This is a genomic window from Streptomyces sp. NBC_00122 (assembly GCF_045160845.1).
GTDB lineage: Bacteria > Actinomycetota > Actinomycetes > Streptomycetales > Streptomycetaceae > Streptomyces.
On sequence record NZ_CP108191.1, the window covers coordinates 3801293 to 3826924 of the forward strand.

26 protein-coding genes and 1 pseudogene are annotated in these 25632 nt (G+C 71.7%); 18 read left to right on the forward strand and 9 right to left on the reverse strand.

Going from position 1 to position 25632, the window contains the following annotated elements; translation table 11 throughout:
• Window positions 1-16: 16 nt before the first annotated feature.
• Window positions 17-1375, forward strand: a complete 1359-nt coding sequence (glmM, locus tag OG737_RS18145; RefSeq protein ID WP_405678940.1) for a phosphoglucosamine mutase — start codon at window positions 17-19, stop codon at window positions 1373-1375.
• On the opposite strand, the gene OG737_RS18150 is transcribed toward glmM, so the two are convergent.
• Together OG737_RS18150 and coaA are read right to left on the reverse strand one after the other, a co-directional pair.
• Entirely contained in the window at window positions 1372-2343 is a 972-nt protein-coding gene (locus OG737_RS18150) for a DUF389 domain-containing protein (protein ID WP_405678938.1), read from the reverse strand. The two genes, glmM and OG737_RS18150, sit on opposite strands and share 4 nt — an antisense overlap.
• A 16-nt stretch (window positions 2344-2359) precedes the next feature.
• Window positions 2360-3409 (reverse strand): type I pantothenate kinase, encoded by a 1050-nt coding sequence (gene coaA / locus OG737_RS18155; RefSeq protein ID WP_405678936.1) that lies wholly within the window; start codon window positions 3407-3409, stop codon window positions 2360-2362.
• Between the two features lie 253 nt (window positions 3410-3662).
• Between coaA and OG737_RS18160 the strand changes: the two genes are divergently transcribed.
• The 8 genes from OG737_RS18160 (at window position 3663) to OG737_RS18195 (ending at window position 11680) form a co-directional block, all read left to right on the forward strand.
• The gene (locus OG737_RS18160; RefSeq protein WP_328927172.1) at window positions 3663-4436 is read left to right on the forward strand and encodes a hypothetical protein; all 774 of its coding nucleotides are present in this window, start codon (window positions 3663-3665) and stop codon (window positions 4434-4436) included.
• A gap of 107 nt (window positions 4437-4543) precedes the next feature.
• A complete protein-coding gene (gene glmS / locus OG737_RS18165; protein ID WP_405678934.1) occupies window positions 4544-6391 on the forward strand; it encodes a glutamine--fructose-6-phosphate transaminase (isomerizing) in 1848 nt (615 codons plus the stop codon).
• A gap of 14 nt (window positions 6392-6405) precedes the next feature.
• Complete coding sequence (locus tag OG737_RS18170) at window positions 6406-6774, forward strand: holo-ACP synthase (RefSeq protein ID WP_328927174.1); 369 nt, start codon at window positions 6406-6408, stop codon at window positions 6772-6774.
• A 216-nt stretch (window positions 6775-6990) separates the two neighbouring features.
• Window positions 6991-8382: an NAD(P)H-hydrate epimerase gene (locus OG737_RS18175; protein ID WP_328927175.1), complete on the forward strand. Its 1392-nt coding sequence runs from the start codon at window positions 6991-6993 to the stop codon at window positions 8380-8382.
• A gap of 119 nt (window positions 8383-8501) precedes the next feature.
• Window positions 8502-9638, forward strand: coding sequence for an alanine racemase (gene alr, locus OG737_RS18180; protein ID WP_328927176.1), 1137 nt, complete (start codon window positions 8502-8504; stop codon window positions 9636-9638).
• Between the two features lie 20 nt (window positions 9639-9658).
• Window positions 9659-10852 (forward strand): alpha/beta hydrolase, encoded by a 1194-nt coding sequence (locus OG737_RS18185; protein WP_328927177.1) that lies wholly within the window; start codon window positions 9659-9661, stop codon window positions 10850-10852.
• The gene (tsaE, locus tag OG737_RS18190) at window positions 10800-11381 is read left to right on the forward strand and encodes a tRNA (adenosine(37)-N6)-threonylcarbamoyltransferase complex ATPase subunit type 1 TsaE (protein WP_328927178.1); all 582 of its coding nucleotides are present in this window, start codon (window positions 10800-10802) and stop codon (window positions 11379-11381) included. Before OG737_RS18185 ends, tsaE begins: the two co-directional genes overlap by 53 nt.
• Window positions 11382-11497: 116 nt before the next feature.
• Complete coding sequence (locus tag OG737_RS18195) at window positions 11498-11680, forward strand: hypothetical protein (protein ID WP_328927179.1); 183 nt, start codon at window positions 11498-11500, stop codon at window positions 11678-11680.
• Between the two features lie 40 nt (window positions 11681-11720).
• On the opposite strand, the gene OG737_RS18200 is transcribed toward OG737_RS18195, so the two are convergent.
• Window positions 11721-12278, reverse strand: a complete 558-nt coding sequence (locus OG737_RS18200; protein WP_405921757.1) for a hypothetical protein — start codon at window positions 12276-12278, stop codon at window positions 11721-11723.
• Window positions 12279-12387: 109 nt separating this feature from the next.
• Between OG737_RS18200 and tsaB the strand changes: the two genes are divergently transcribed.
• From tsaB to OG737_RS18225, 5 genes are read left to right on the forward strand one after another with little or no spacing between them, the layout of a single operon-like run.
• A complete protein-coding gene (gene tsaB, locus OG737_RS18205) occupies window positions 12388-13065 on the forward strand; it encodes a tRNA (adenosine(37)-N6)-threonylcarbamoyltransferase complex dimerization subunit type 1 TsaB (protein ID WP_328927181.1) in 678 nt (225 codons plus the stop codon).
• A gap of 17 nt (window positions 13066-13082) precedes the next feature.
• Window positions 13083-13565, forward strand: a complete 483-nt coding sequence (rimI, locus tag OG737_RS18210) for a ribosomal protein S18-alanine N-acetyltransferase (protein ID WP_405922431.1) — start codon at window positions 13083-13085, stop codon at window positions 13563-13565.
• A complete protein-coding gene (gene tsaD, locus OG737_RS18215) occupies window positions 13558-14688 on the forward strand; it encodes a tRNA (adenosine(37)-N6)-threonylcarbamoyltransferase complex transferase subunit TsaD (protein WP_328927182.1) in 1131 nt (376 codons plus the stop codon). Before rimI ends, tsaD begins: the two co-directional genes overlap by 8 nt.
• Complete coding sequence (locus OG737_RS18220; RefSeq protein WP_328927183.1) at window positions 14685-14957, forward strand: hypothetical protein; 273 nt, start codon at window positions 14685-14687, stop codon at window positions 14955-14957. Before tsaD ends, OG737_RS18220 begins: the two co-directional genes overlap by 4 nt.
• A gap of 51 nt (window positions 14958-15008) precedes the next feature.
• A complete protein-coding gene (locus OG737_RS18225) occupies window positions 15009-15629 on the forward strand; it encodes a hypothetical protein (protein ID WP_405921758.1) in 621 nt (206 codons plus the stop codon).
• Here OG737_RS18225 and OG737_RS18230 read toward each other — a convergent pair.
• The gene (locus OG737_RS18230; RefSeq protein WP_328927185.1) at window positions 15619-16806 is read right to left on the reverse strand and encodes a THUMP-like domain-containing protein; all 1188 of its coding nucleotides are present in this window, start codon (window positions 16804-16806) and stop codon (window positions 15619-15621) included. The two genes, OG737_RS18225 and OG737_RS18230, sit on opposite strands and share 11 nt — an antisense overlap.
• Before the next feature lie 190 nt (window positions 16807-16996).
• Between OG737_RS18230 and OG737_RS18235 the strand changes: the two genes are divergently transcribed.
• Both OG737_RS18235 and OG737_RS18240 read left to right on the forward strand, forming a co-directional pair.
• A complete protein-coding gene (locus OG737_RS18235; protein WP_328927186.1) occupies window positions 16997-17869 on the forward strand; it encodes a polysaccharide deacetylase family protein in 873 nt (290 codons plus the stop codon).
• Window positions 17866-18750: a polysaccharide deacetylase family protein gene (locus tag OG737_RS18240; protein ID WP_328927187.1), complete on the forward strand. Its 885-nt coding sequence runs from the start codon at window positions 17866-17868 to the stop codon at window positions 18748-18750. The genes OG737_RS18235 and OG737_RS18240 overlap by 4 nt, the downstream gene beginning before the upstream one ends.
• A 51-nt stretch (window positions 18751-18801) precedes the next feature.
• Here the strand turns inward: OG737_RS18240 and OG737_RS18245 are convergent, their stop codons facing one another.
• Window positions 18802-20202: an FtsW/RodA/SpoVE family cell cycle protein gene (locus OG737_RS18245; RefSeq protein WP_405921759.1), complete on the reverse strand. Its 1401-nt coding sequence runs from the start codon at window positions 20200-20202 to the stop codon at window positions 18802-18804.
• Between the two features lie 317 nt (window positions 20203-20519).
• A pseudogene (locus OG737_RS18250) lies at window positions 20520-20902 on the reverse strand (response regulator); the annotation flags it as partial.
• Between the two features lie 287 nt (window positions 20903-21189).
• On the opposite strand from OG737_RS18250, the gene groES reads away from it, so the two are divergent.
• Both groES and groL read left to right on the forward strand, forming a co-directional pair.
• The gene (gene groES, locus OG737_RS18255; protein ID WP_030230757.1) at window positions 21190-21498 is read left to right on the forward strand and encodes a co-chaperone GroES; all 309 of its coding nucleotides are present in this window, start codon (window positions 21190-21192) and stop codon (window positions 21496-21498) included.
• Window positions 21499-21634: 136 nt separating this feature from the next.
• Window positions 21635-23263 (forward strand): chaperonin GroEL, encoded by a 1629-nt coding sequence (gene groL / locus OG737_RS18260; protein ID WP_328927189.1) that lies wholly within the window; start codon window positions 21635-21637, stop codon window positions 23261-23263.
• 69 nt (window positions 23264-23332) lie between these two features.
• Here the strand turns inward: groL and OG737_RS18265 are convergent, their stop codons facing one another.
• From OG737_RS18265 to OG737_RS18275, 3 genes are all read right to left on the reverse strand, one after another.
• Window positions 23333-24022 carry an ester cyclase gene (locus OG737_RS18265; protein ID WP_328927190.1) on the reverse strand — a complete coding sequence of 230 codons (690 nt, stop codon included), beginning with the start codon at window positions 24020-24022 and terminating at the stop codon, window positions 23333-23335.
• A 79-nt stretch (window positions 24023-24101) separates the two neighbouring features.
• Complete coding sequence (locus OG737_RS18270; protein ID WP_328927191.1) at window positions 24102-24875, reverse strand: SDR family oxidoreductase; 774 nt, start codon at window positions 24873-24875, stop codon at window positions 24102-24104.
• Window positions 24876-24906: 31 nt separating this feature from the next.
• Window positions 24907-25593, reverse strand: coding sequence for an MOSC domain-containing protein (locus OG737_RS18275; RefSeq protein ID WP_328930382.1), 687 nt, complete (start codon window positions 25591-25593; stop codon window positions 24907-24909).
• Window positions 25594-25632 lie beyond the last annotated feature (39 nt).

Genomic DNA, 25632 nt, shown 5'->3' on the forward strand with positions numbered 1-25632 from the left:
ACTCGGGAGGACAACAGTGGGACGACTCTTCGGGACGGACGGTGTACGCGGCGTCGCCAACGCGGATCTGACGGCGGAGCTCGCGCTCGGCCTCTCCGTGGCGGCTGCCCACGTACTGGCCGAAGCGGGTACCTTCGCGGGTCACCGCGCGACCGCCGTGGTCGGCCGGGACCCCCGGGCCTCCGGCGAATTCCTCGAGGCGGCGGTCGTGGCCGGCCTCGCGAGCGCGGGCGTGGACGTCCTGCGCGTCGGTGTGCTGCCCACCCCGGCGGTGGCGTATCTCACCGGTGCGCTGGGTGCCGACCTCGGCGTGATGCTCTCCGCCAGCCACAACGCCATGCCCGACAACGGGATCAAGTTCTTCGCGCGCGGCGGCCACAAGCTCGCCGACGAGCTGGAGGACCGCATCGAGTCGACCTACGAGGAGCACCGCACCGGCGCTCCCTGGGACCGGCCCACCGGCTCCGGCGTCGGCCGGGTCTCCGACTACACCGAGGGCTTCGACAAGTACGTCGCCCACCTCATCGGGGTCCTCCCCAACCGCCTCGACGGCCTGAAGGTCGTCCTGGACGAGGCGCACGGCGCGGCCGCGTACGTGTCGCCCGAGGCCTTCACCCGGGCCGGCGCGGAGATCGTCACGATCGGCGCCGAGCCCAACGGCCTGAACATCAACGACGGCTGCGGCTCCACCCACCTCGGCCTGCTCAAGGCGGCCGTGGTCGAGCACGGCGCGGACTTCGGCATCGCGCACGACGGTGACGCGGACCGCTGCCTGGCCGTGGACGGCACCGGCGCGGAGGTCGACGGCGACCAGATCCTCGCGGTGCTGGCGCTGGCCATGCGCGAGGCCGGGCAGCTGCGCGAGAACACCGTGGTCGGCACCGTGATGTCGAACCTGGGCTTCAAGCTGGCCATGGAGGCCGAGGGCATCCAGGTCGTGCAGACCGGCGTCGGCGACCGGTACGTGCTGGAGTCGATGAAGGAGCACGGCTACGCGCTGGGCGGCGAGCAGTCCGGCCACGTGATCATCCTCGACCACGCGACGACCGGCGACGGCACGCTGACCGGCTTGCTGCTGGCGGCGCGCGTCGCGGCCACCGGCAAGTCCCTCGCCGAGCTGGCGGGCGTCATGCAGCGGCTGCCGCAGGTGCTGATCAACGTTCCCGACGTGGACAGGTCCCGCGTGGGGACCTCCGCGGAGCTGGCGGCGGCGGTGGCCGACGCCGAGCGCGAGCTCGGCACCACCGGGCGGGTGCTGCTCCGTCCGTCGGGTACGGAGCCGCTCGTACGGGTGATGGTGGAGGCCGCGGACATCGAGCAGGCCCGCGCGGTGGCCGGCCGGCTCGCGGACGTCGTGAAGTCGGCGCTGGGCTAAACCGCACCGCTCGGCCCGCGTGGCGCACCCGGCTTCCGGATCATCCGGCTCTGCTGGGTGCGCCACAGCAGTTTCCAGGCGATGAGGGTGAGCGTGCCCGAGAGGATGATGCCGCCCAGGTTGAGCGCCAGCTGGATGGCGGAGCCCCACATCTGGGCGAACTCTCCGTAGCTGAGCGCCACGGCGGCGTTGGCGCCCGCCGGGACGGTGGTGACGGAGATCGCCACGCCGACCAGCGCACCGGCCTTCGCCGACGTCAGCGACAGCATGCCGGCCACGCCGGCGAGCAGCGCCACGACGAAGGAGAACGGGTCGGGCTGCCAGATGAAGCTGGTGTTCGGCCGGGGGTTGTCGAGCATTCCGCCGTGGAACAGGCCGAGCGCGTCCATCACCAGACTGAAGACCGTCGTCGCCACGATCGCCGCCGTGAAGCCGACGACCAGCGCGAAGAGCGAGCGCCCGGCCAGCCTCGGCCGGCGCTGCACCAGGCCCGTGCAGATGCCGGCGAGCGGGCCGAACTCCGGGCCGACCGCCATGGCGCCCACGATCAGGATGGCGTTGTCCAGGATCACGCCGCAGGCCGCGATCATCGTCGCCACGATCATGAAGACGCCGTAGGTGATCGTGAGGGTGGATTCCTCGTGGGTCGACTCGGCGAGCTGTTCCCAGACCACCGCGTCGGCGGCCTCGCCCGGCGCCTCCTCCTCCGCGTCGTCGGCGCGTGCGGAGATCGACAGGTCGATGTTCTCGACGGCGATCGAACCGGTCTTGCCGATGCCGATCGAGCGCATCTCCTGCAGCAGCTCGTCGGCCGCCTCGCGGGCGACGTCGCACAGTACGAGATCGCCCTCGGGGTCGCGGGCGGCGCCGGTCAGCACGACCAGATGGGTGGTTCCGACCGTCCGGCCGATCAGCGCCACCACCTGCTCGGTGAGGTGGTGCGGGGTGATCATCCGGAGATGCAGCATTCCCGCACCCTAGCCACTAGAGCTTGCGCAGGCTCAGCTTCTGCACCTTGTGGTCCGGTCCTTTGCGTACGACCAGGGTGGCGCGGCCGCGGGTGGGGGCCACGTTCTCCAGCAGGTTGGGCTTGTTGACGGTCCGCCACATCGTCTGCGCGTACTCCATGGCCTCCTCCTCGGAGACCTGGGTGTACTTGCGGAAGTAGGAGAAAGGATTCTGGAAGGCGGTCTCGCGCAGCTTCCGGAAGCGGCCCAGGTACCAGCGCTCGATGTCCTCGGGGCGCGCGTCCACGTACACGCTGAAGTCGAAGTAGTCGGCGAGGCCGACGCGGGTCCGGCCGTCCTTGCCGGGGAGGGCCGGCTGGAGCACGTTGAGGCCCTCGACGATGAGGATGTCCGGGCGGCGTACGACGAGCTCCTCGCCCGGCACGATGTCGTAGATCAGGTGCGAGTAGACCGGGGCCCGGACCTCGTCCTTCCCGGCCTTGATGTCGGCGACGAAGCGGGTGAGCGCACGGCGGTCGTAGGACTCGGGGAAGCCCTTGCGGGACGTGAGCCCGCGCCGCTGGAGCTCCTTCATCGGGTAGAGGAAGCCGTCGGTGGTGACGAGCTCCACGCGCGGGTGCTCGGGCCAGCGGGCGAGGAGGGCCTGGAGCAGACGGGCCACGGTGGACTTGCCCACGGCGACCGAGCCGGCGACCCCTATGACGAACGGGGTGCCCTGCTGGGCCCCGTGGCCGTTGCCCGCGTCGCCGAGGAAGGTGTTGAGGGTGCCCCGGAGGTTGCTGGTGGCGCCGACGTACAGGTTCAGGAGGCGGGACAGTGGCAGGTACACGTCACGGACCTCGTCGAGGTCGATGACGTCGCCGAGGCCGCGCAGCCGCTCGACCTCGTCGGCGGTGAGCGGCAGCGGGGTCCGCTCGCGCAGGGCGCTCCACTCGGCACGGGTGAGGTCGACGTACGGCGAGGGCTCGGGGCCCCGCCGGTGGGCGGGGCGCGTGGGGTGCCCCTCCCGGCCATTGCGCCCCGTTGCGCTGTCCGGCGTGCTGCTTCGTGGCGGCGAAGTGATCACACCGCCATTGTCGGGGCTCGGGGGCGGTTGTGGGTGGTGGGGTCGGTCACGTGCCGAGGGGGAGCGGGCAGGGGCCCGGGCCGGGGCCGGTCTCGATTCGGCGCAGCGGGGGTCTCGCCCTGGTCACGATCCGGAGCCGCCGCGCGAAAACCCGATCGCGTGATCGAATCGCCCGTACATTGTGGATCACCGCAGCTCCGAGAAGTTCTTCGTGCTGCCCTGAATTCGTCGTGCTCCATGGGGGAGATCTTTCGTGCGTACCGCTCTTGTCCGTCGTAGCGTCCTGGCCGCGTCCGCGGTGTCCCTGACCCTGCTGGCCACCGCCTGCGGTGCCGACAAGGCCGACACCAAGGCGGACGCCAAGCCGTCCACCGGCGCCCCGGCGGCGTCGGCCGCGCCTGCCGCCAAGGCGAAGACGGACGCCGAGCTGACCGGCCTGCTCGTGGTCCAGGCCGACCTGCCCGAGCACGTGGTCAAGCCGGCCACCCCGGCCGAGGCCGCCGCGGCGGCCGGCGCCACCAGCGACAAGCCCGAGTGCCAGCCGCTGGTCAAGGCGCAGTCCATGGCCCCGGTCGGCTCCGCCGCGGGCACCGCCCGTACCAAGGCCGTCGCCAAGGGCAAGGAGCCCGCCGCGGACGCCAGCCCCGAGGACAAGCTGAAGGCCGCGATGAACGCCCTGGGCGCCACCGCCACCTCCGTCACCCTGTCCTCGTACGAGGGCAAGGGCGCCGAGGAGGCCTTCGGCATCATCAAGAAGGCGGGCACGGCCTGCACCGGCGGCTACACGGGCAGCCAGGCCGGCGACTCCCTCAAGATCACCAAGCTGGCTCCCGGTGCCGCGGTCACCGCCGGTGACGAGGCGCTCTCCTACACCGTGGTGGGCGACGCGGACGGCGAGAAGCTCAGCATGGAGCTCGTGGTCGTGCGCAAGGGGAACACCCTCGCGACCTTCTCGGCCCTGAGCCTGACCGGCACCGCCGAGCAGCCGAAGGCCGTCGTCGACGCCCAGGTCAAGAAGCTCGGCTGAGCCCGGTCTGACTGACCGTCGACCCCGCTCCGGCGTATTCGCCGGGGCGGGTTTTCGTCTTGTTCAGGTACGGGGCAGGCGGGCGACTTCGGCGTACGCTGCGGCCTATGTGCGGAATTGTGGGTTACGTGGGAGCGCAGTCGGCGCTCGATGTGGTCATCGCCGGACTCAAGCGGCTGGAGTACCGCGGCTACGACTCGGCTGGCGTCGCCGTGCTTTCCGACGGGGGCCTGACCTCCGTGAAGAAGGCCGGGAAGCTCGTCAACCTGGAGAAGGAGCTCGTCGGCAGACCGATGCCGGCCGGATCCACCGGACTGGGGCACACCCGGTGGGCCACCCATGGCGGGCCCACCGACGTCAACGCCCATCCCCACCTGGACAACTCCGGCCGGGTGGCCGTCGTGCACAACGGCATCATCGAGAACTTCGCCGCGCTCCGTGCCGAACTGGCCGAGCGCGGGCACCGGCTGGAGTCCGAGACGGACACCGAGGTCGTGGCGCACCTGCTCGCCGAGCGGTTCGGGCAGACCGCGGACCTGGCGGCGGCGATGCGGCAGGTGTGCCGGCGGCTGGAGGGCGCCTTCACGCTGGTCGCGGTGCACGCCGACGAGCCGGACGTGGTGGTCGGCGCGCGCCGGAACTCGCCCCTGGTGGTGGGCGTTGGAGAGGGAGAGAACTTCCTCGCCTCGGACGTGGCCGCGTTCATCGCCCACACCCGGTCCGCGATCGAGCTGGGGCAGGACCAGGTCGTCGAGCTCCGCCGCGACGGGGTGACGGTGACCGACTTCGACGGTGCGCCCGCGTCCGTGCGGGCGTACCACGTGGACTGGGACGCCTCGGCGGCCGAGAAGGGGGGTTATGACTACTTCATGCTCAAGGAGATCGCCGAGCAGCCGAAGGCTGTCGCCGACACCCTTCTGGGCAGGATCGACGCGAGCGGCTCGCTGACCCTGGACGAGGTGCGCATCCCCGTCTCGGTGCTCAGGGAGGTCGACAAGGTCGTGATCGTGGCGTGCGGTACGGCGTACCACGCGGGCATGATCGCGAAGCTGGCCATCGAGCACTGGACCCGCATCCCGTGCGAGACGGAGCTGGCGAGCGAGTTCCGCTACCGCGACCCGATCCTGGACCAGCGGACGCTGGTGGTCGCGATCTCGCAGTCCGGCGAGACCATGGACACCCTGATGGCGCTGCGGCACGCGCGCGAACAGGGCGCCAGGGTGCTGGCCATCTGCAATACGAACGGCTCGACGATCCCGCGCGAGTCCGATGCCGTGCTGTACACGCACGCCGGTCCCGAGGTGGCCGTCGCCTCGACCAAGGCGTTCTTGACGCAGCTGGTGGCCTGCTACCTCGTCGCGCTGTACCTCGGGCAGGTACGGGGCACGAAGTGGGGCGACGAGATCGAGGCGGTGATCCGGGAGCTGTCGGACATCGCCGCGGCGGTGGACACCGTCCTGGAGACCATGGAGCCGGTACGGGCGCTCGCACGGTCCCTGGCCGACAAGAACACCGTGCTGTTCCTGGGGCGGCACGTGGGGTACCCGGTGGCGCTGGAGGGTGCGCTCAAGCTCAAGGAGCTGGCGTACATGCACGCCGAGGGCTTCGCGGCGGGCGAGCTCAAGCACGGTCCGATCGCGCTGATCGAGCAGGACCTGCCGGTGGTGGTGGTCGTCCCGTCGCCGCGCGGGCGGTCGGTGCTCCACGACAAGATCGTGTCGAACATCCAGGAGATCAGGGCGCGCGGGGCGCGGACCATCGTGATCGCGGAGGAGGGCGACGAGGCGGTCGTCCCGTACGCCGACCACCTGATCCGGATCCCGGCCACCCCGACGCTGCTCCAGCCGCTGGTGGCGACGGTGCCCCTGCAGGTGTTCGCGTGCGAGTTGGCGACGGCGCGCGGCAACGAGGTGGACCAGCCGCGTAACCTCGCAAAGTCGGTGACGGTGGAGTAGTGGGGGCTGATGCGGTGATTATCGGCGTGGGGATCGACGTCGCGGAGATCGAGCGGTTCGGTGCGGCGCTGGAGCGGACGCCGAACATGGCGCAGCGGCTCTTCCTCGACGACGAGTTGACGCTGCCGAGCGGTGAGCGGCGCGGAATCGCCTCGCTCGCCGCCCGGTTCGCGGCCAAGGAGGCGCTGGCCAAGGCGCTCGGCGCGCCCGCCGGGCTGCTGTGGACCGATGCCGAGGTGTACGTGGAGGACTCCGGGCAGCCGCGGCTGCGGGTGTCCGGGACGGTCGAGGCGCGGGCGCTGGAACTGGGCGTGAAGTCCTGGCACATCTCGCTGAGCCACGACGCCGGTGTCGCGTCCGCCGTGGTGATCGCCGAGGGTTAGGGGGTGTCTTGCCGATCAGGCCGGGCTCGCGGCGTCTGGTGCCGCGCCTCGCCGCGTTCTCGTCGGTCGCCGACGTCCCCCAGCTACCGCTGGGAGGTGCCCCCACTGCGTCGACTCCCTCCTCGGCCTTGCGATACACGGCACCAGAAGCCGCTCCCTGTTCCGGCCTGATCGGCAAGACACCCCCTTTGCGTCCTCGTCGGGCACGCTGGTGCCATGCGTACTGCTTACAGCGTGGAGACCGTACGGGCCGCAGAGCGCGAGCTGATGGCCCGACTGCCCGAAGGCGCCCTGATGCAGCGCGCGGCGGCCGGGCTGGCCGCCGTCTGCGCCGGGCTGTTGCCGAGGGTCTACGGGGGGCGGGTCGTCCTGCTGGTCGGGCCCGGCGACAACGGCGGTGACGCCCTCTACGCCGGGGCGCGGCTCGCCCGGCGCGGGGCCGGGGTGACGGCGGTGCCGATGGACCCCGAGCGGATGCACGCGGGCGGGTCCGCCGCGCTGCGGGCCGCCGGCGGGCGGATCGCGCGGGAGGTCCCGCGGCGGGCGGACCTCGTCGTGGACGGGCTGCTCGGGATCGGCGGGCGGGGCGGTCTGCGGCCCGCGGCCGCAGCGCTGGTGGAGGGGATCCCGCAGGGGGTCCCCGTGGTCGCCGTGGATCTGCCGAGCGGCGTGGACGCGGACACCGGGGAGGTGGCGGGGCCCGCCGTCACGGCCGATGTGACGGTGACCTTCGGGGCGTACAAGCCCGGACTGCTGATCGATCCCGGGGCCTCGCGGGCGGGCGTGGTGCACCTGGTGGACATCGGGCTCGAACTGTCCGCGCCCGCCGTGGAGGCCCTGCAGCACGCCGATGTGGCGGGGCTGCTGCCCGTGCCGACGGCGTCGAGCGACAAGTACCGGCGGGGCGTGGTCGGGATCGTCGCCGGTTCCCTCCAGTACCCGGGCGCGGCCGTGCTGGCCGTGGCGGGGGCGCTGCGGGGCGGCGCGGGCGCGGTGCGGTACGTCGGACCGGCGGCGGAGTCCGTGCTCGCCCGGTACCCCGAGACGCTGATCGGCCGGGGCCGCGTACAGGCGTGGGTGGTCGGGCCGGGACTGGGCGAGGGGCGCGGCGGGGAGGTCGCGGACCTGCTGGCGCAGGACGTGCCGGTCCTGATCGACGCGGACGGGCTGCGGGGGCTGGACGCCGGGGTGCTGCGGGCCCGGACGGCCCCGACCCTCCTCACCCCGCACGCGGGGGAGGCGGCGGCGCTGCTGGCGGTCTCGCGGGAGTCGGTGGAGGCGGGGCGGCTGGCCGCGGCGCGGGCGCTTTCGCAGCGGTACGGGGCGGCGGTACTGCTGAAGGGCTCGACGACGCTGGTCGCCTCCGCCGGGGTGGCGGCCGTCCGGGTCAACCCGACGGGGACCGCGTGGCTGGCCACCGCGGGGAGCGGGGACGTGCTGTCCGGGCTGGCCGGGTCCCTGCTGGCGGGCGGGCTGTCCGGGGCTGACGCCGGGTCGGTGGCGGCGTACCTCCACGGTCTGGCGGCCAGGCTCACCGGCGGGCCGCTGCTGGCCCAGGACGTGGCCGCAGCCCTGCCGACCGCCTGGCGCGACGTCCGCCGGCCGTGACGGGCCCGGGCGCCGCGCCCCTGCCGGGGATCCGCCCCGGACCCCGCGCCGCAAGCGGCAGCGGTGTGCACGTGGCGCCCCGAGCAGGGGGCGGCAGGGGTTCTGAGAGACTGTGGGGGATGAACGAGACACCGACGCGCGTGTACGCCGAGATCGACCTCGATGCCGTACGGGCGAACGTGCGCGCGCTGCGCGAACGGGCACCCCGGGCCGAGCTGATGGCCGTCGTCAAGGCGAACGCCTACGGGCACGGGGCCCTGGCCTGTGCCAAGGCTGCCCAGGAGGCCGGCGCCACCTGGCTCGGTACCGCCACGCCCGACGAGGCGCTCGCGCTGCGCGCCGCCGGGATCGAAGGCCGGATCATGTGCTGGCTGTGGACCCCCGGCGGCCCCTGGCAGGCGGCCGTCGAGGCCGATCTCGACGTCTCCGTCAGCGGGATGTGGGCCCTGGACGAGGTACGTGAAGCCGCCAGGGCGGCCGGCCGGCCCGCCAGGATCCAGCTCAAGGCCGACACCGGACTCGGCCGCAACGGCTGCCAGCCCGCCGACTGGGCGGAGCTCGTCGGGGCGGCCGTCGCCGCCCAGGCGGAAGGCGCCGTCCAGGTCACCGGCGTCTGGTCGCACTTCGCCTGCGCCGACGAGCCCGGACACCCGTCCATCCAGCTCCAGCTCGCCGCCTTCCGCGACATGCTCGCGTACGCCGAGAAGGAGGGCGTCGAGCCCGAGGTCCGGCACATCGCCAACTCGCCCGCCACCCTCACCGTGCCCGAGTCGCACTTCGACCTCGTGCGCTGCGGGCTGGCCGTCTACGGGGTCTCGCCCGCGCCCGAGCTCGGCACCCCGGCCCAGCTGGGCCTGCGGCCCGCCATGGCCCTCAAGGCCTCCGTCGCGCTGGTCAAGAACGTCCCGGCCGGGCACGGCGTGAGCTACGGGCACCACTACGTCACCGACGCCGAGACCGCCCTCGCGCTGATCCCGGCGGGCTACGCCGACGGCATCCCGCGGGCCGCCTCCGGGCGCGGCCCGGTCCTCGTCGGCGGGAAGATCCGCCGTGTCGCCGGGCGGGTGGCCATGGACCAGTTCGTCGTCGACCTCGACGGCGACCGGGCGGCGGTGGGTGACGAAGCCGTCATCTTCGGGGACGCGGAGCGCGGCGAGCCCACCGCCGAGGACTGGGCTCAAGCGTCAGACACGATCGCGTATGAGATCGTCACCCGTATCGGAGGGCGCGTGCCCCGGGTGTACCTGGGCGCCTGAGACGGAGTGAGGGCGGCGGCGTGAGCGAGAACTGGCGCAAGGCCGGCTGGGCCGGCGCCGCCATCGGCGTGATAGCCGCGGGCGCGGCTGCCGGTGTCGCGGTCGAACGGATCACCGTCGGGCGGGGCATGCGCATGAAGGCGCGCCTCGCCCTCGACGCGGCGGGCGATTACGGGTCCCTGCGCGGGACGCAGGGGACCTGTCAGGCCGAGGACGCCACCGAGCTCTACTACGAGGTCGACGAGCTCCCCGAGGAGGGCAAGCGGCCCCGGTCGCGACTGCGCCGCAAGCCCGCCCAGCCGGCCACCGTCGTCTTCTGCCACGGCTACTGCCTCGGCCAGGACTCCTGGCACTTCCAGCGCGCCGCCCTGCGCGGCGTGGCCCGCTCGGTCTACTGGGACCAGCGCAGCCACGGCCGCAGCGCCCGCGGACTGGCCCAGGCGGACGGCGATCCGGTGACCATCGAGCAGCTCGGCCGCGACCTGAAGGCCGTCATCGACGCCGCCGCGCCCGAGGGCCCGCTGATCCTCGTGGGTCACTCGATGGGCGGAATGACCATCATGGGATTCGCGGAGCAGTTCCCCGACCTCGTACGCGACCGCGTCGTCGGTGTCGCCTTCGTCGGCACCTCCAGCGGCCGCCTCGACGAGGTGACGTACGGGCTGCCCTCCGTCGGTCTCGGTGCCGTACGCCGCATCCTGCCGGGCGTGCTCAAGGCGCTGGGCTCACAGGTGGAGCTGGTGGAGAAGGGCCGCAGGGCCACCGCCGACCTGTTCGCCGGCATGATCAAGATGTACTCGTTCGGCTCCCGGGACGTGGACCCGGCCGTCGCGCGCTTCGCCGAGAGGCTCATCGAGGCCACCCCGATCGACGTGGTCGCCGAGTTCTACCCGGCCTTCCAGACCCACGACAAGACCTCCGCGCTCCAGCGGTTCGCGGACATACCCGTCACCGTCATCGCCGGGGACAAGGACATGATCACTCCGCCCGGGCACAGCGTGGCCATCAAGGAGGTGCTGCCGGGCTCCGAACTGGTGGTCCTGGAGTCCGCCGGGCACCTGATGATGCTGGAGCACCCGGAGACGGTGACGCGGCTGCTGACCGAGCTGCTGGCGCGCACCGGGGCGGTCCCGGCCGCCGCACCGACTAACGTTGGCGGGCATGGAAGAAGTACCGCTGGAAGCACAGCGCAGCCAGGCACCGGGACGACCTGAGGCAGGCGCCGACGCGGGCGCCGGGGCCGAGGCCCGGATCACCGTCGACTCCCCGGACGCGATGCGCGATCTGGGCCGCAGGCTCGCCGGCCTGCTGCGCCCGGGCGATCTCGTCCTGCTGACCGGAGAGCTGGGCGCGGGCAAGACCACGCTGACCCGCGGGCTCGGTGAGGGCCTGGGCGTGCGCGGGGCCGTGACCTCGCCGACCTTCGTGATCGCCCGCGTACACCCTCCGCTGGGCGGCGGGCCGGCGCTGGTGCACGTGGACGCGTACCGGCTTGGCGGCGGGCTGGACGAGATGGAGGACCTGGACCTCGACGTCTCGCTGCCCGAGTCCGTCGTCGTCGTGGAGTGGGGCGACGGCAAGGTGGAAGAGCTCTCCGACGACCGGCTGCACGTGGTGATCGCGCGGGCGGTCGGCCACGAGGAGGTCCTGGACGACGTACGGCAGGTCTCGGTCCGCGGGGTCGGGGCGCGCTGGGCGGGCGGGGCCGGGCTGGACGCCCTGGCGGGCGTCCTCTCGGAGTAAACGTACCGACAACTCGTCGGCAAGATATTGCGCCCATGGCGGCGCCCGTGATGACATGGTACCGAGAGTTTCTTAGGTATGCCTAAGTTCGGCGTGCCGGGGCCCAGGAGGCAGCCATGTCGGCACCATCAGGAGCGCACCGCGAACCCCGCCCGTCCGCCGTGTCGATGCGGGCGCTGCTCGCCGCCGGCATGGCCGCCACCGCCGTCTCGACGCCGCCCGCGCCCGAACACGTACCGCAGGACGGGCCGGAGGGCGGCGTACGGGAACAGGCCGCTCCGGAGTCCGAAGCGGCCTGAGTGCGTGCGGGCCTGAGCTCTTACGGGTGAAGCCGGCCCGTCAGGGAACGACGACGACCTTCGAGTTGATCGTCGCGAAGGCCCACATCGCGTCGCCGTCGGCCTTCGCCATGCGGATGCCGCCGGTCTTCTTGTTCGGGTCGGGCTCCGGAGTGGCGCCGTCCGCGCGGGCGCTGAAGCCGATCGCCACGCCCTCCGTGCTGGCGAACCGTACGACGTGCTCGATCGGCACGCCGTCCGAGCCGGTGACCGAGCCCGAGCGCGAGCCGACCACGTAGCTGCCCGCCTTCGGGTGCACCGTGCTCGGCATCACCGTGAACGACTTCGGCTCCTGAGCGGCGTCGCCCACCAGCCACACCCGCTTCTGGGCCACCGAGTACACGACGCGCACCCCGGTACCGGATCCCTCCGGCACGGGCACCGGCTTCTTCGGGTCCTGCTTGACGGCGGACGGGCTCGGGGCGGGAGCCGGCTCCTGCTGCGCCGCCTTCGGAGGGTGCGCGGGCGCCGTCGCGGATGCCTGGTAGCCGAGGAAGCCGACGGCGGCGATTGCCGCGGCGGTGAGCCCGGCCACGATTCCCGAGCTGCTGCGTGCCACCTTGCTCCACCTCTCCGTGCTGCCTGGAATACCTGATCGAAAGGTAGCAGCAGGCCCGCTCCGCAACCGCCCGCGAACCCTTGGGGTTCCGGAGTCGTAGGCTGTTCGCGTGCTCTTGCTCGCTGTAGATACCGCCACGCCCGCCGTCACCGTCGCCCTGCACGACGGCGAGTCCGTCCTCGCCGAGTCCAGTCAGGTCGACGCCCGCCGCCACGGGGAGCTGTTGCTGCCCTGTGTCGACAAGGTGCTCGCCGAGGCCGGGCTGAAGCTCGAAGCCGTCACCGGCATCGTCGTCGGCGTCGGCCCCGGCCCCTACACGGGTCTGCGCGTCGGCCTCGTCACGGCCGCGACCTTCGCCTCCGTGCTGGGCGTGCCCGTGCACGGCCTGTGCACCCTCGACGGCCTCGCCTACGCCGCGGGGGCCGCCGGGATCGAGGGTCCCTTCACCGTCGCCACCGACGCACGGCGCAAGGAGGTCTACTGGGCGCGCTACGAGGACCCGCGCACGCGGGTCGGCGAGCCCGCCGTGGACCGCCCGGCCGACATCGCCGAGCAGGTCGCCGGCCTCCCGGCGGTGGGCCAGGGCGCGCTGCTGTACCCGGACGTCTTCACCGACGCGCGGGCCCCCGAGCACCAGAGCGCCGCCGCCCTCGCGTCCCTGGCCGTGGAACGGCTCGCGGCCGGGGCGCCCTTCGAGAATGCCGAGGGTCTGCCTCCGACGCCGCTCTACCTGCGCCGGCCCGACGCGCAGGTGCCCAAGAACTACAAGGTGGTCACCCCGCAGTGACGGCAGCACTGCGCGAGATGCGCTGGTGGGACATCGAGCCCGTGCTGGAACTGGAGCACGAGCTGTTCCCCGAGGACGCCTGGTCCGCGGGCATGTTCTGGTCCGAGCTCGCCCACGCCCGCGGCCCGCGCGCCACCCGCCGCTACGTGGTCGCCGAAGACCCCCGCACCGGCCGTCTCGTCGGCTACGCCGGGCTGGCCACCGCCGGCGACCTGGCCGACGTACAGACCATCGCGGCCGCCCGCGACCAGTGGGGGACCGGGCTCGGCGCCCGGCTCCTGACCGACCTGCTGCGGGCCGCCACCGCCTTCGAGTGCGCCGAGGTGCTGCTGGAGGTACGGGTGGACAACACCCGCGCCCAGAAGCTCTACGAGCGCTTCGGCTTCGAGCCCATCGGCTTCCGGCGCGGCTACTACCAGCCCGGCAACGCCGACGCGCTCGTCATGCGACTGACCGACCCCGCACAAGCACGAACTGAGAGCAGTGAGAGCAATGGCTGACGAACCTCTCGTCCTCGGCATCGAGACCTCCTGCGACGAGACCGGCGTCGGCATCGTCCGCGGCACCACCCTCCTCGCGGACGCGATCGCGTCGAGCGTCGACGAGCACGCGCGCTTCGGCGGGGTCGTGCCCGAGGTGGCCTCGCGCGCCCACCTGGAGGCGATGGTCCCCACCATCGAGCGCGCGCTGAAGGAGGCCGGGGTCAGCGCCCGCGACCTCGACGGCATCGCGGTCACGGCGGGTCCGGGCCTCGCGGGGGCACTGCTGGTGGGCGTGTCGGCTGCCAAGTCGTACGCGTACGCCCTCGGCAAGCCGCTCTACGGCGTCAACCACCTCGCCTCGCACATCTGCGTGGACCAGCTGGAGCACGGCCCGCTGCCGGAGCCGACCATGGCGCTGCTGGTGTCCGGCGGGCACTCCTCGCTGCTGCTGGCCCCGGACATCACCTCCGACGTGCGGCCGCTCGGCTCGACCATCGACGACGCCGCGGGCGAGGCCTTCGACAAGATCGCCCGCGTGCTCCAGCTGGGTTTCCCCGGCGGCCCGGTGATCGACCGGCTGGCGCGCGAGGGCGACCCGAAGGCGGTCCACTTCCCGCGCGGGCTGACGGGGCCGCGCGACGCCCCGTACGACTTCTCCTTCTCCGGCCTGAAGACGTCCGTGGCCCGCTGGATCGAGGCGAAGCGGAACGCGGGGGAGGAGGTGCCGGTGCGCGATGTGGCCGCGTCCTTCCAGGAGGCCGTGGTGGACGTGCTGACGCGCAAGGCGATCCGGGCGTGCAAGGACGAGGGCGTCGACCACTTGATGATCGGCGGCGGTGTGGCCGCCAATTCCCGGCTGCGCTCGCTGGCGCAGGAGCGGTGTGACGACGCGGGCATCATCCTGCGGGTGCCGCGGCCGAAGCTGTGCACCGACAACGGCGCGATGGTGGCGGCGCTGGGCGCGGAGATGGTCAAGCGGAACCGGCCCGCCTCGGACTGGGACCTGTCGGCGGACTCCTCGCTGCCGGTGACGGACCCGCACGTGCCGGGCGTCCAGGGGCACGGCCACGGACCCGGCCACGGGCAGGCCCACGACCACGACCACGTGCACGAGTTGAGCAAGGACAACCTGTACTCATGAGCACCGTCGCGCTGATGTGGGAGGCCCGGGCCGCCGACGGCCGGGGCAGCGAACTGCTGGAGTGGGCCCGTTCGCAGGTCCTCGCGCGGGAGCCGGTGCGCCGCGAGGTGTTCCGCGCCCCGCAGGACCGGGTCCTTGTCGTCACCTGGTGGGAGGCGGCCGAGGGAGTGGCGGCGGATCTGCCGCAACTCCCGGAGCCCGCCGCCGACTTGATCACGCGGGCGGTGCACCGCTGGAGGTTCGAGTCGGTGGAGGTCACCGGCGGCTGACCGGTGTCGTCCGGCCCCGGGCCGGGCCGCCGTGCCGCTATGGTCATGCGCATGCCTCGCCGTGACCTGCCGCCTCCGCCGCCCCCCGTGCACATGCGCGCCTGGCTGGACGAAAGCGCCGTACGGGCCGACCGCGCGCGCATCCTGCGGGAGTTGGGCCGCCGGAGCCTGGGGATGGGGCGGCTGCTGCTGCTCTGGGCCGTCTCGGCCGTCTTCGCCCTCGGCTGGACCTTCGTCGCCATGGGTCTGATGGCCTTCGAGGAGGGCGACGTGGTCTCCTACGGCCTCGGCGTCCTCTTCGCGGTGCTCGGCGTCGGTGTGCTGGTACCGGCCGGGTTCTGGTTCGCCTGGGGCGCCCGGCGGGACCGGCAGGTGCGCAGGCTGCTGTGCGCGTGGGCGGAGGCGGACCGCGATCCGGCCGCCGACGCGCGGGTGCGCGCGCCCGGCCGGAGCCTGACCTGGCTGCTCGCCTCCTTCGGGCTGGCCGGGGCGGGACTGTTCCTGACCTTCGGGGTCGCGCTGTCGGTCCCGCCGGCCGAGGGGCGGTTCGGCGAGATCGCGTACTACATGGGCCTCGGGATGATCCTGTGGATCACGGGACTGCTGGGCCTGGGCAAGGCGGGCGCGCACTACCGCTGGGCGGTACGCGCCTTCCGCGCGCCTACGCCGTAGGAGCCGCCTTCGCGGGCGAGCCGATCAGCATCGACGGGGCCCCCGCCACCCGGGTCAGGAAGACCGTCGCCGAGTTCGGCCCCTGCGGCTTGACCCTCTTGCGCAGCTCCTCGGGCTCGATCGCGGAGCCGCGCTTCTTCACGGTCAGGATGCCGACCCCGCGCTCGCGCAGCAGGGCCTTCAGCTTCTTCAGGCCGAAGGGCAGCACGTCGGTGATCTCGTACGCCGTCGCGTACGGCGTCGCGCGCAGCTCGTCGGCGGTGATGTAGGCGATGGTCGGGTCGATCAGCCGGCCGTCCAGCTGCTCGGCGACCTCGGCGACCAGGTGCGCGCGGATGACGGCGCCGTCGGGCTCGTAGAGCCAGCGGCCGACCGGCCCCGCCTCCGGGTCGGGCAGCGGATCGACGGTGTGCAGGGCGCGCGGCCCGGGCAGCAGGGTGGCGCGTACGGTGCCGGGCGCGGTGCCGAACCAGAGCACGGCCTCCTTGACGTCGCCCTGGTCGGAGATCCACTCGGCCTCCGCCTCGGCCGGGACCGCCTCGTGCGGGATCCCGGGGGCGATCTTGATGGCGGCGTACTTCGCCGCACGGGCCGTCTCCACGGCCCACGACAGCGGCGGCGAGTAGGACTCCGGGTCGAAGATCCGGCCGCGCCCCCCGCGCCGGGCCGGGTCGATGAAGACGGCGTCGTACGAGGACACGTCCACGTCCGTCACGTCCGCCTCCCTGACCTCGATCAGGTCCGCCAGCCCCAGCGCTTCGGCGTTGGCCCGCGCGACGGCGACGGTCAGCGGGTCGTGGTCGACGGCGAGCACCCGGATGCCGAGCCGCGCGAGGGCGAGGGCGTCCCCGCCGATGCCGCAGCACAGGTCGGCGAGACTGCGGACGCCGAGGTCCGCGAGCCGCTCGGCGCGGTACGCGGCCACCGACGCGCGGGTGGCCATCTCGCCGCCGCCGGGGGTGAAGTACATCCGGAAGGCGTCCTCGGCGCCGAACTTCGCCACCGCCCGCTGCCGCAGCCGGGCCTGCCCGAGCGCGGCGGAGACCAGCCCGGCGGGGTGCTCGCGGCGCAGCCGGGTGGCGACGGCCAGCTCCTGGGCGGGGTCGTAGTCGCGGAGCGAGTCGAGGAGGGCGTGCCCCTCGGGAGTGAGGAGGGCGGCGAAGTCTTCGGGGGTCACGTGTCCATTGTCGGCGACGGGGCCGGCCGGTGTGGGCCAGTCGATGGAAGGTCGGATTCCGCTCGCGGTGCCTTCCGGGGAGCCCGCGTGTCGGGTGCCAGGATGCGCAGCTATGCAGCTAGTCCGACAAAAGGAAGATAAGACGCAACACGGTCACCGGTACGCGGCGGGTCCGCGCGGCCGGTTCGGGGTGGCCGTGGCCGCCCTGCTGGTAGCCGCCCTCGGCACGGCGTGCGGCTCCGGGCAGTCCGGCGCACCGGACAAGGCCGAGAAGACGAAGACCGCCAAGGGCGCGGAGGCGGGTGCGGCCGGCGCGCTCGGCGCGGCCGAGAAGGCCAAGGCGGCCCAGCAGGCGCGCATCGCCGCGGCGAAGAAGTGGGGGCTGGCCAAGACACCGCTGACGGCCCCGCCGGCGCCCAGGACGAAGCCGGAGATCACCACCCGCGACGGCTTCGAGGTGGAGGACCAGGAGGAGTACCCGCACGTCTTCACCACCGTCCCCACGGAGGACAAGGTCGTCTTCCTGACGATCGACGACGGCGCGGAGAAGGATCCCGAGTTCCTGAAGATGATGCAGGAGCTGAAGATCCCGTACACGGCCTTCCTCAGCGACTACATCGTTCGGGACAACTACCCGTACTTCAAGCAGATGCAGGCGGCCGGCGTCACCCTGAACAACCACACGCTCAACCACCGCTACATGCCCGGCCTGTCGTACGAGAAGCAGCGCGAGGAGATCTGCGGCCAGCAGGACACGATCCAGAAGGAGTTCGGCAAGCGGCCGACCCTCTTCCGGCCGCCGTACGGCAACTACAACCAGGACACGCTGCGCGCGGCGAAGTCCTGCGGCATCAAGGCGGTCCCGCTGTGGAACGCCGAGGCCTTCCCGAACCGGATGGACTACCGGGAGTGGGACCGCGATCTGCACCCCGGTGACATCATCCTCACGCATTTCCGGGGCAAGGAGGACTGGAAGGGCACGATGCCTGACATGATCCGTCATGTCATGAAGACCGTCACGGCCAAGGGGTACGCCGTGGCTCGCCTGGAGGACTATCTGTGAAGCACGCGCGCCGGTTGGTAGCCGGAACGCTGGTGGCCGGCGCGCTCGCGCTGTCCCTGACGGGGTGCGGGGACAGCGCGGACACCACCGAACGGCTGGGGCCGAAGGCGAAGGAGACACCGGGTGCGCCCGGCGCGTCCGCGTCGCAGCCCGCGCCGTCGCCGACGGGCGGGGCGGGCGCGGCCTCGGACGAGGCGTACCGGAAGTGGGGCCTGAAGGGCCCCCTCGAATACGCCCCGAAGCCGGCCCGGAAGCCCGAGATACCGAAGGCGGCCCCGGGCAAGGTCCCGGTGGTCGACCGAATACCCGTCCCGGCCGGGGAGAAGGTCGTCTTCCTGACCTTCGACGACGGCGCGGAGAAGGACCCCGAGTTCCTGAAGATGGCGGCCGATCTGAAGCTGCCGATCAGCATGTTCCTGACGGACAGTGTGGCCTCGCCGGACTACGGGCACTTCGAGAAGCTCCGTGACAACGGCTCGGCGAGCACGATAAACAACCACACGCTGACGCACCCGAACCTGCGGACCCTGTCCTACGCGGCGCAGAAGCACGAGATATGCGGCCAGCAGGAACGCCTGGAGAAGCGCTTCGGCCACCGCCCGCCGCTCTTCCGCCCGCCGTTCGGGAACTACAACGACGACACCCTCCGGGCCGCCTCGGAGTGCGGAGTCTCGTCCCTGGTCCTGTGGCGGGTCTCGATGCAGATCAACAACTTCCAGTACGCCGAGGGCTCCGCCCTCAAACCCGGTGACATCATCCTGGCCCACTTCCGCGGCCCGTCCGAGCTCAAGGGCACGACGGAGACCCAGATGACGACGCGGATGCTCCAGCGGATCCAGGAACAGGGGTACCGGATAGGGCGCCTGGAGGACTACCTGTAGGCGGCGGCCCTGGCGGAGCCGGCGGACCTGCGGACGCGGGGACTCCCGGCGTCATCCCGCCCTCGACACCACCGGGGTGATCGTCGTCTCCGCCGGGCCACGGGCGTCCGCCTCGCGTTGGCGTTCCGCGCTGTCGCTGATGCGCAGCAGCAGGGCGATCATGATCCAGTTGGCCAGGAGGGACGAGCCGCCCTTGGCCAGGAACGGCAGCGCCTTGCCCGTCAGCGGGATCAAGCCCGTCACACCGCCCGCGACCACGAAGACCTGCAGGGCCAGCGCCGAGGCGAGGCCGACCGCCAGCAGTTTGCCGAAGGGGTCGCGGGCGCCGAGCGCCATCCGCAGCCCCCGCTGCACGAGGAGGGCGTACAGGATCAGGACGGCCATCACCCCGGCCAGCCCGAGTTCCTCGCCGACCGTGGTGAGGATGAAGTCGCTGCGGCCGGCGAACTTGATCAGTTCCGGGTGGCCCATGCCGAGGCCGGTGCCCGAGATGCCGCCGGTGCCGAAGCTGAACAGCGCCTGGGCCGACTGGTCGGAGGTGACCCCCGGGGGAGGGCTCGGCGAGTAGACCGACAGCGGCTCCAGCCAGGCCGCCACGCGCGCCTTGACGTGCGGTTCCGTCGAACCCACCACGAAGGCGCCCAGCGACGCCATGAGCACGCCGCACACGATCCAGCTGGTGCGCTCGGTGGCGACGTAGAGCATCACCACGAACACCCCGAAGAAGATCAGCGAGGTGCCGAGGTCGCGTTCGAAGACCAGCACCAGCATCGAGACGATCCACACCGTCACGATGGGGCCGAGCTGGCGCATCGGCGGCAGCCGCATGCCCAGGAACCTGCGGCCCGTCAGCGCCAGGGAGTCGCGGTGGATGACCAGGTATCCCGCGAAGAAGATGGCGATCATGATCTTCACGAACTCGCCCGGCTGCAGCGAGAAGCCGAAGAGGATGATCCAGCGCTTCGCGCCGTAGGTGTCCGCGCCGAAGAACGCCGGAGCGATCAGTAGCACCAGTGCGACGGCCATCGTGATGTAGATGAACCGCTGCAGCAGCCGGTGGTCGCGCAGCAGCGCCAGCACCAGGATGCAGGCGGCGACGCCGACCACGGTCCACATCAGCTGCCCGGGCGCGTTGGCGTCCGAGCCGTACCGCTCGATGTACCCCTGGTCGAGCCGGTGCAGCAGCACCAGTCCCAGCCCGGTCAGCAGCATGGCCAGCGGGAAGATCAGCGGATCCGCGTAGGCGGCGAAGCGGCGCACGCCCAGGTGACCCACCAGCGACAGCAGCGTCATGCTGATCGTGAAGCCGGTGAGGTTGGGCGGCAGCTCGCCGTTCATCGCGAGGCCCGCGGCGGCGTGGCCGAAGACGGCGATCGCGACGACGAAGACCAGGAGCAGCGCCTCGGTGCGGCGGCGTGCGCCCGCCGTCGTCAGGGGCCTCAGTCCACGCACGGGATGCCGCCACCGTCCGCGGGGGCGGGGGAGGACGGCGGTGAGGACGGCGGCGGGGCCGCGTCCGGTGAGGAGGAAGCGGCGCCCGGCGAGCTCGGGCTCGCAGTGGCCTTGGGCCCGATCTGCTCGGCAATGAGGCGCTTTATCTTCATATCATCTACGACGTTTATGTCCTCCCCGTGGTTCCTTCCGAAGCGTTCGGGGCGCGCGGGCGGGAGGACGGCCGAGCAGGAGTCCGCCCCGGGTCCGGCGCGCACCCCGCACAGGCCCGGGCCTCCTTCGGGTCCCCGCTGGTCGCCACCGTCCGCCCGCCCGGAGGGTGGTGCGAGGTCGGGGGTGCGGGCGCGGCGGGCCAGGGCCCGGATGCGGGCGGCCAGGACCACGAAGGAGAACGGCTTGGTGAGGTAGTCGTCGGCGCCGGAGTCCAGGCCCTCGGCCTCGTCGTACTCACCGTCCCTGGCGGTGAGCATCAGCACCGGGGTGGTGTCGCTGTGGGCGCGCATGCGGGTGCAGATCTGACAGCCGCTCACGCCCGGCAGCATCACATCGAGGAGGACGACGTCATACGGGCCCCGGCCAGGGCGAGGTCCAGGCCGCGGTGGCCGTCGTGCGTGACCTCGACCGCGTGCCCGTCGGCGGACAGGCCGCGCCGCAGGGACTCGGCGAGGCCCTCTTCGTCTTCGACCACGAGGATGCGCACGCCCCCAAGCGTCACATACCAGACACAATGCCCCGGTGCGGGTGGTGATCCACAGGCGCTCCCGCCCGGGTTTCCGGGGCTCGGAGGCCTGATCCGCGCAACGCCCGGCGGCGAGAATTGGCACTCCGCTTGACCGAGTGCTAATCGCCGGAATAGTCTCGCACCTGGCACTCGCCCCTGGTGAGTGCCAACACAGCGACAGGCAGGTCCGGCACCCGCGACGACGGATCGACCTGGTCGCCACCTCAGACAGTTAACCCCGGATCTCCGAAGGGGGAGGTCGGATCGTGACGACCGCCAGCTCCAAGGTTGCCATCAAGCCGCTTGAGGACCGCATCGTGGTCCAGCCGCTCGACGCCGAGCAGACCACGGCCTCCGGCCTGGTCATCCCGGACACCGCGAAGGAGAAGCCCCAGGAGGGCGTCGTCCTCGCGGTCGGCCCGGGCCGGTTCGAGGACGGCCAGCGTCTCCCGCTGGACGTCAGCGTCGGCGACATCGTGCTGTACAGCAAGTACGGCGGCACCGAAGTGAAGTACAGCGGCGAGGAGTACCTCGTCCTCTCGGCTCGCGACGTGCTCGCGATCGTCGAGAAGTAATTCGCTTCCAGTTTTGATTTGAGCTGCGCCCCTGGTCACCCTGCTGATGCCGGGCGGCGAGGGGCGTAGTTCGTTCTAGGCGGTGGAGGTCGCGGTGAGCGGCCGAGGATCGCAACGAGAGGACTGAACCGCTCCCATGCCGAAGATCCTGAAGTTCGACGAGGACGCCCGTCGCGCCCTCGAGCGCGGCGTCAACAAGCTTGCCGACACGGTGAAGGTGACGATCGGCCCCAAGGGCCGCAACGTCGTCATCGACAAGAAGTTCGGCGCCCCGACCATCACCAACGACGGCGTCACCATCGCCCGCGAGGTCGAGCTGGACGACCCGTACGAGAACCTGGGCGCGCAGCTCGTGAAGGAGGTGGCGACCAAGACCAACGACATCGCGGGTGACGGCACCACCACCGCCACCGTGCTGGCCCAGGCGCTCGTCCGCGAGGGTCTGCGCAACGTCGCCGCGGGCGCGTCCCCGGCCGCCCTGAAGAAGGGCATCGACGCCGCGGTCAAGGCCGTCTCCGAGGAGCTCCTCGCGACCGCCCGCCCGATCGAGGACAAGTCCGACATCGCCGCCGTGGCCGCGCTCTCCGCGCAGGACCAGCAGGTCGGCGAGCTCATCGCCGAGGCGATGGACAAGGTCGGCAAGGACGGTGTCATCACCGTCGAGGAGTCCAACACCTTCGGCCTGGAGCTGGAGTTCACCGAGGGCATGGCCTTCGACAAGGGCTACCTCTCGCCGTACATGGTCTCCGACCAGGAGCGTATGGAGGCCGTCCTCGACGACCCGTACATCCTGATCAACCAGGGCAAGATCTCCTCGATCCAGGACCTCCTGCCGCTGCTGGAGAAGGTCATCCAGGCCGGCGCCTCCAAGCCGCTGCTGATCATCGCCGAGGACGTCGAGGGCGAGGCGCTCTCCACCCTCGTCGTCAACAAGATCCGCGGCACCTTCAACGCGGTCGCCGTCAAGGCCCCCGGCTTCGGTGACCGTCGCAAGGCGATGCTGCAGGACATGGCCACCCTCACCGGTGCCACCGTCATCGCCGAGGAGGTCGGCCTCAAGCTCGACCAGGCCGGTCTGGACGTACTGGGCACCGCCCGCCGCGTCACGATCTCCAAGGACGACACGACCATCGTCGACGGTGGCGGCAGCCACGAGGAAGTCGTCGGCCGTGTCAACCAGATCAAGGCCGAGATCGAGTCCACGGACTCCGACTGGGACCGCGAGAAGCTGCAGGAGCGCCTGGCGAAGCTCGCCGGCGGCGTCTGCGTCATCAAGGTCGGCGCCGCCACCGAGGTGGAGCTCAAGGAGAAGAAGCACCGCCTCGAGGACGCCATCTCGGCGACCCGCGCCGCGGTCGAGGAGGGCATCGTCTCCGGCGGTGGCTCCGCGCTCGTCCACGCCGTCAAGGTGCTCGAGGGCAACCTCGGCCTGACCGGCGACGAGGCCACCGGTGTCGCGGTCGTGCGCCGCGCCGCCGTCGAGCCGCTGCGCTGGATCGCCGAGAACGCCGGTCTCGAGGGTTACGTCATCACCTCGAAGGTCGCCGAGCTCGACAAGGGCCAGGGCTTCAACGCCGCCTCCGGCGAGTACGGCGACCTGGTCAAGGCCGGCGTCATCGACCCGGTCAAGGTCACCCGCTCCGCGCTGGAGAACGCCGCTTCCATCGCCTCCCTGCTGCTCACGACCGAGACCCTGGTCGTCGAGAAGCCGGCCGAGGAAGAGGCCGACGCGGGCCACGGCCACGGTCACGGCCACAGCCACTGATCACGCCCCGCACACCGGGAAGGCCCCGTTCCGCACCTGCGGAACGGGGCCTTCCCGTGTGTGTGGCGGCTACATGGCGCCCAGTTGGCGCATCATGCCCATGGCGTCGTAGTGCCACCAGCCTTCCTTGATCATTCCGTCCTGACATCGGAAGACCGTCGTGCCGGTCATCGTGCAGGTCTTGCCGGTGGGGGCGATGCCCATGAACTCGCCCTTGTGCGTGCCCGTCCAGGTCCACAGCGTGGTGACGTAGTCGTCCTGCGCCATCTGGGCGTCGCGCGTGAAGGAGAAGTCGAAGCCGCTCCGCCACATCTCCACGTCCTCGCGGATGCCCGCGGGCCCTATCTTGTCCTCGGCGTTGCTGATGTCGTGGTCGCGGTAGTCCGACGCGAAGATCTCCGGGATGACGGACATGTCGCCCTTCATCGCGATCTCGTCGTACATCCGGTTCACCAGCATCGTGTTGAGGTGTTCGTCCCGGACGACGTCCAGGTTGGTGAAGCTGGGCATCCCGTCACAGAGGGCCATCATCTCCTGGAACATCCTGTCCGTCTCCGGAAGATGAGAGTTCTTCATGGCCTCTTCGTACGAGGGGAATTCGACCACGTCCACGTAGTGGTTCTCGTTCTCGCGGTCCCTGCCCACAATGCTGTGGGTGACAGTGCGCTTGCCCTGGCTCTGCGAGACGTACCGGTCGAGCAGCTGATCGAGGTCGTCCTGCCGACTGGTCTTGTAATCGATTATCTGTACGAATGTCATGGCGGTCTCCCGGGCTTGGTGGACAAGTCCAGTTTAGGGAGATTTCACCCGGTTGGCCGGTTTACCGGCGAGTACTGGGTTACTGGGGGCCGTACTTGCGGCCCGTACGCGAGGACACGCCACCCAGCAGCCCGCGCGGCGTCAGCTTCACCACGCCCATCAGCGCCTTGTACCGCGGGTCCGGGATCGACACCGTCTTGCCGCGCGCCAGGTCGTCCAGGGCGGCGGCCACCAGCTTGTCGGCGTCGAGCCACATCCAGCCGGGGATGTTGTCCGTGCCCATGCCGGCGCGCTGGTGGAACTCCGTCCGGACGAAGCCGGGGCACAGCGCCATCAGCCGCACCCCGGAACCCGCCAGGTCCTTCGCCGCGCCCTGGGTGAACTGGACGACCCACGCCTTGCTCGCCCCGTACGTACCGCGCGGGACGAAGGCGGCCACCGAGGCCACGTTGATCACGCCGCCGCGGCCGCGCGTGCGCATCGACGCGGTGGCCGCCGAGGTCAGCCGCAGGACCGCCTCGATGTGCACCTTCACCATGGTGAGCTCGTCGGCCATGGAGACCTCGAGGTAGCGGCCCTTGTTGCCGAAGCCGGCATTGTTGACGAGCAGGTCCACGGGGTGGGTGCGGTCGCCGAGGCGCTCCTCGACCGCCGCGATGCCCTCCTCGGTGGCCAGATCCGCGGCCAGCACCTCGGCCTCGATGCCGTGCCGGTCGTGCAGCTCGGTGGCCTGCTCGCCCAGCCGCTTGGTGTCGCGCGCCACCAGCACCAGGTTGTGGCCCTGGGCGGCGAGCCGCCGGGCGAAGGCGGCGCCGATGCCCGCCGTGGATCCCGTAATCAACGCAGTCGTCATAGGCGCAACCTAGCCGCCCCGGGTGTCGGTTCTACTTCGCCCCGGCTCCGGTCCCGTACTTCTCCACGTACCGGCGCACGGTCTCGTGACCTTCCGGTTCCATTGCCGCGCCCGCCGCCAGGGTGTGCGGCAGCAGCGCGCGCTCCGTGGTGAAGGCGCGGAACCAGAATTCCACCGTCACCTCGTGGTCCGCGCGGTGGACGACCTCGATGGCGTCGCCGGGGGAGACCGAGCCCTCCTCGATCACCCGCAGGTAGGCGCCCGGCCGCCCCGCCTGGGTGAACCGCCTGACCCAGCCGCTCTCGCCGAGGGCCCCCTGGAAGGTCCGGCACGGGATGCGGGCCGAGGCGACTTCGAGGAGGAGGTCCGCGCCGACCCGCCAGCGGTCGCCGAGGCGCGCGGAGTTCAGGTCGATGCCGGAGGTGGTGAAGTTCTCGCCGAAGGTCCCGCCAGGCAGCTCGCGGCCCAGCTCGGCCTCCCAGTGGTCCAGGTCCTCGCGCGCGTACGCGTAGACGGCCTGGTGGTCGCCTCCGTGGTGGCGGCGGTCGCACACGGCGTCGCCCTCCACACCGCTGCCGAGGCCGGTGGCTCTCGGGCCCGGGGCGAAGACGCGGACCGGCCCGGGGACCGGGCGCTTGCCGTGGCCCGTCACCCCGCCCTCCGCGTCGGTGTAGTCGGCGGCTTCGGCACGGCCGAGGTTCACGGAGATCAGATGCATGGGAGCCATGCGCACACGCTAACCGAGCCCGCCCCAAAG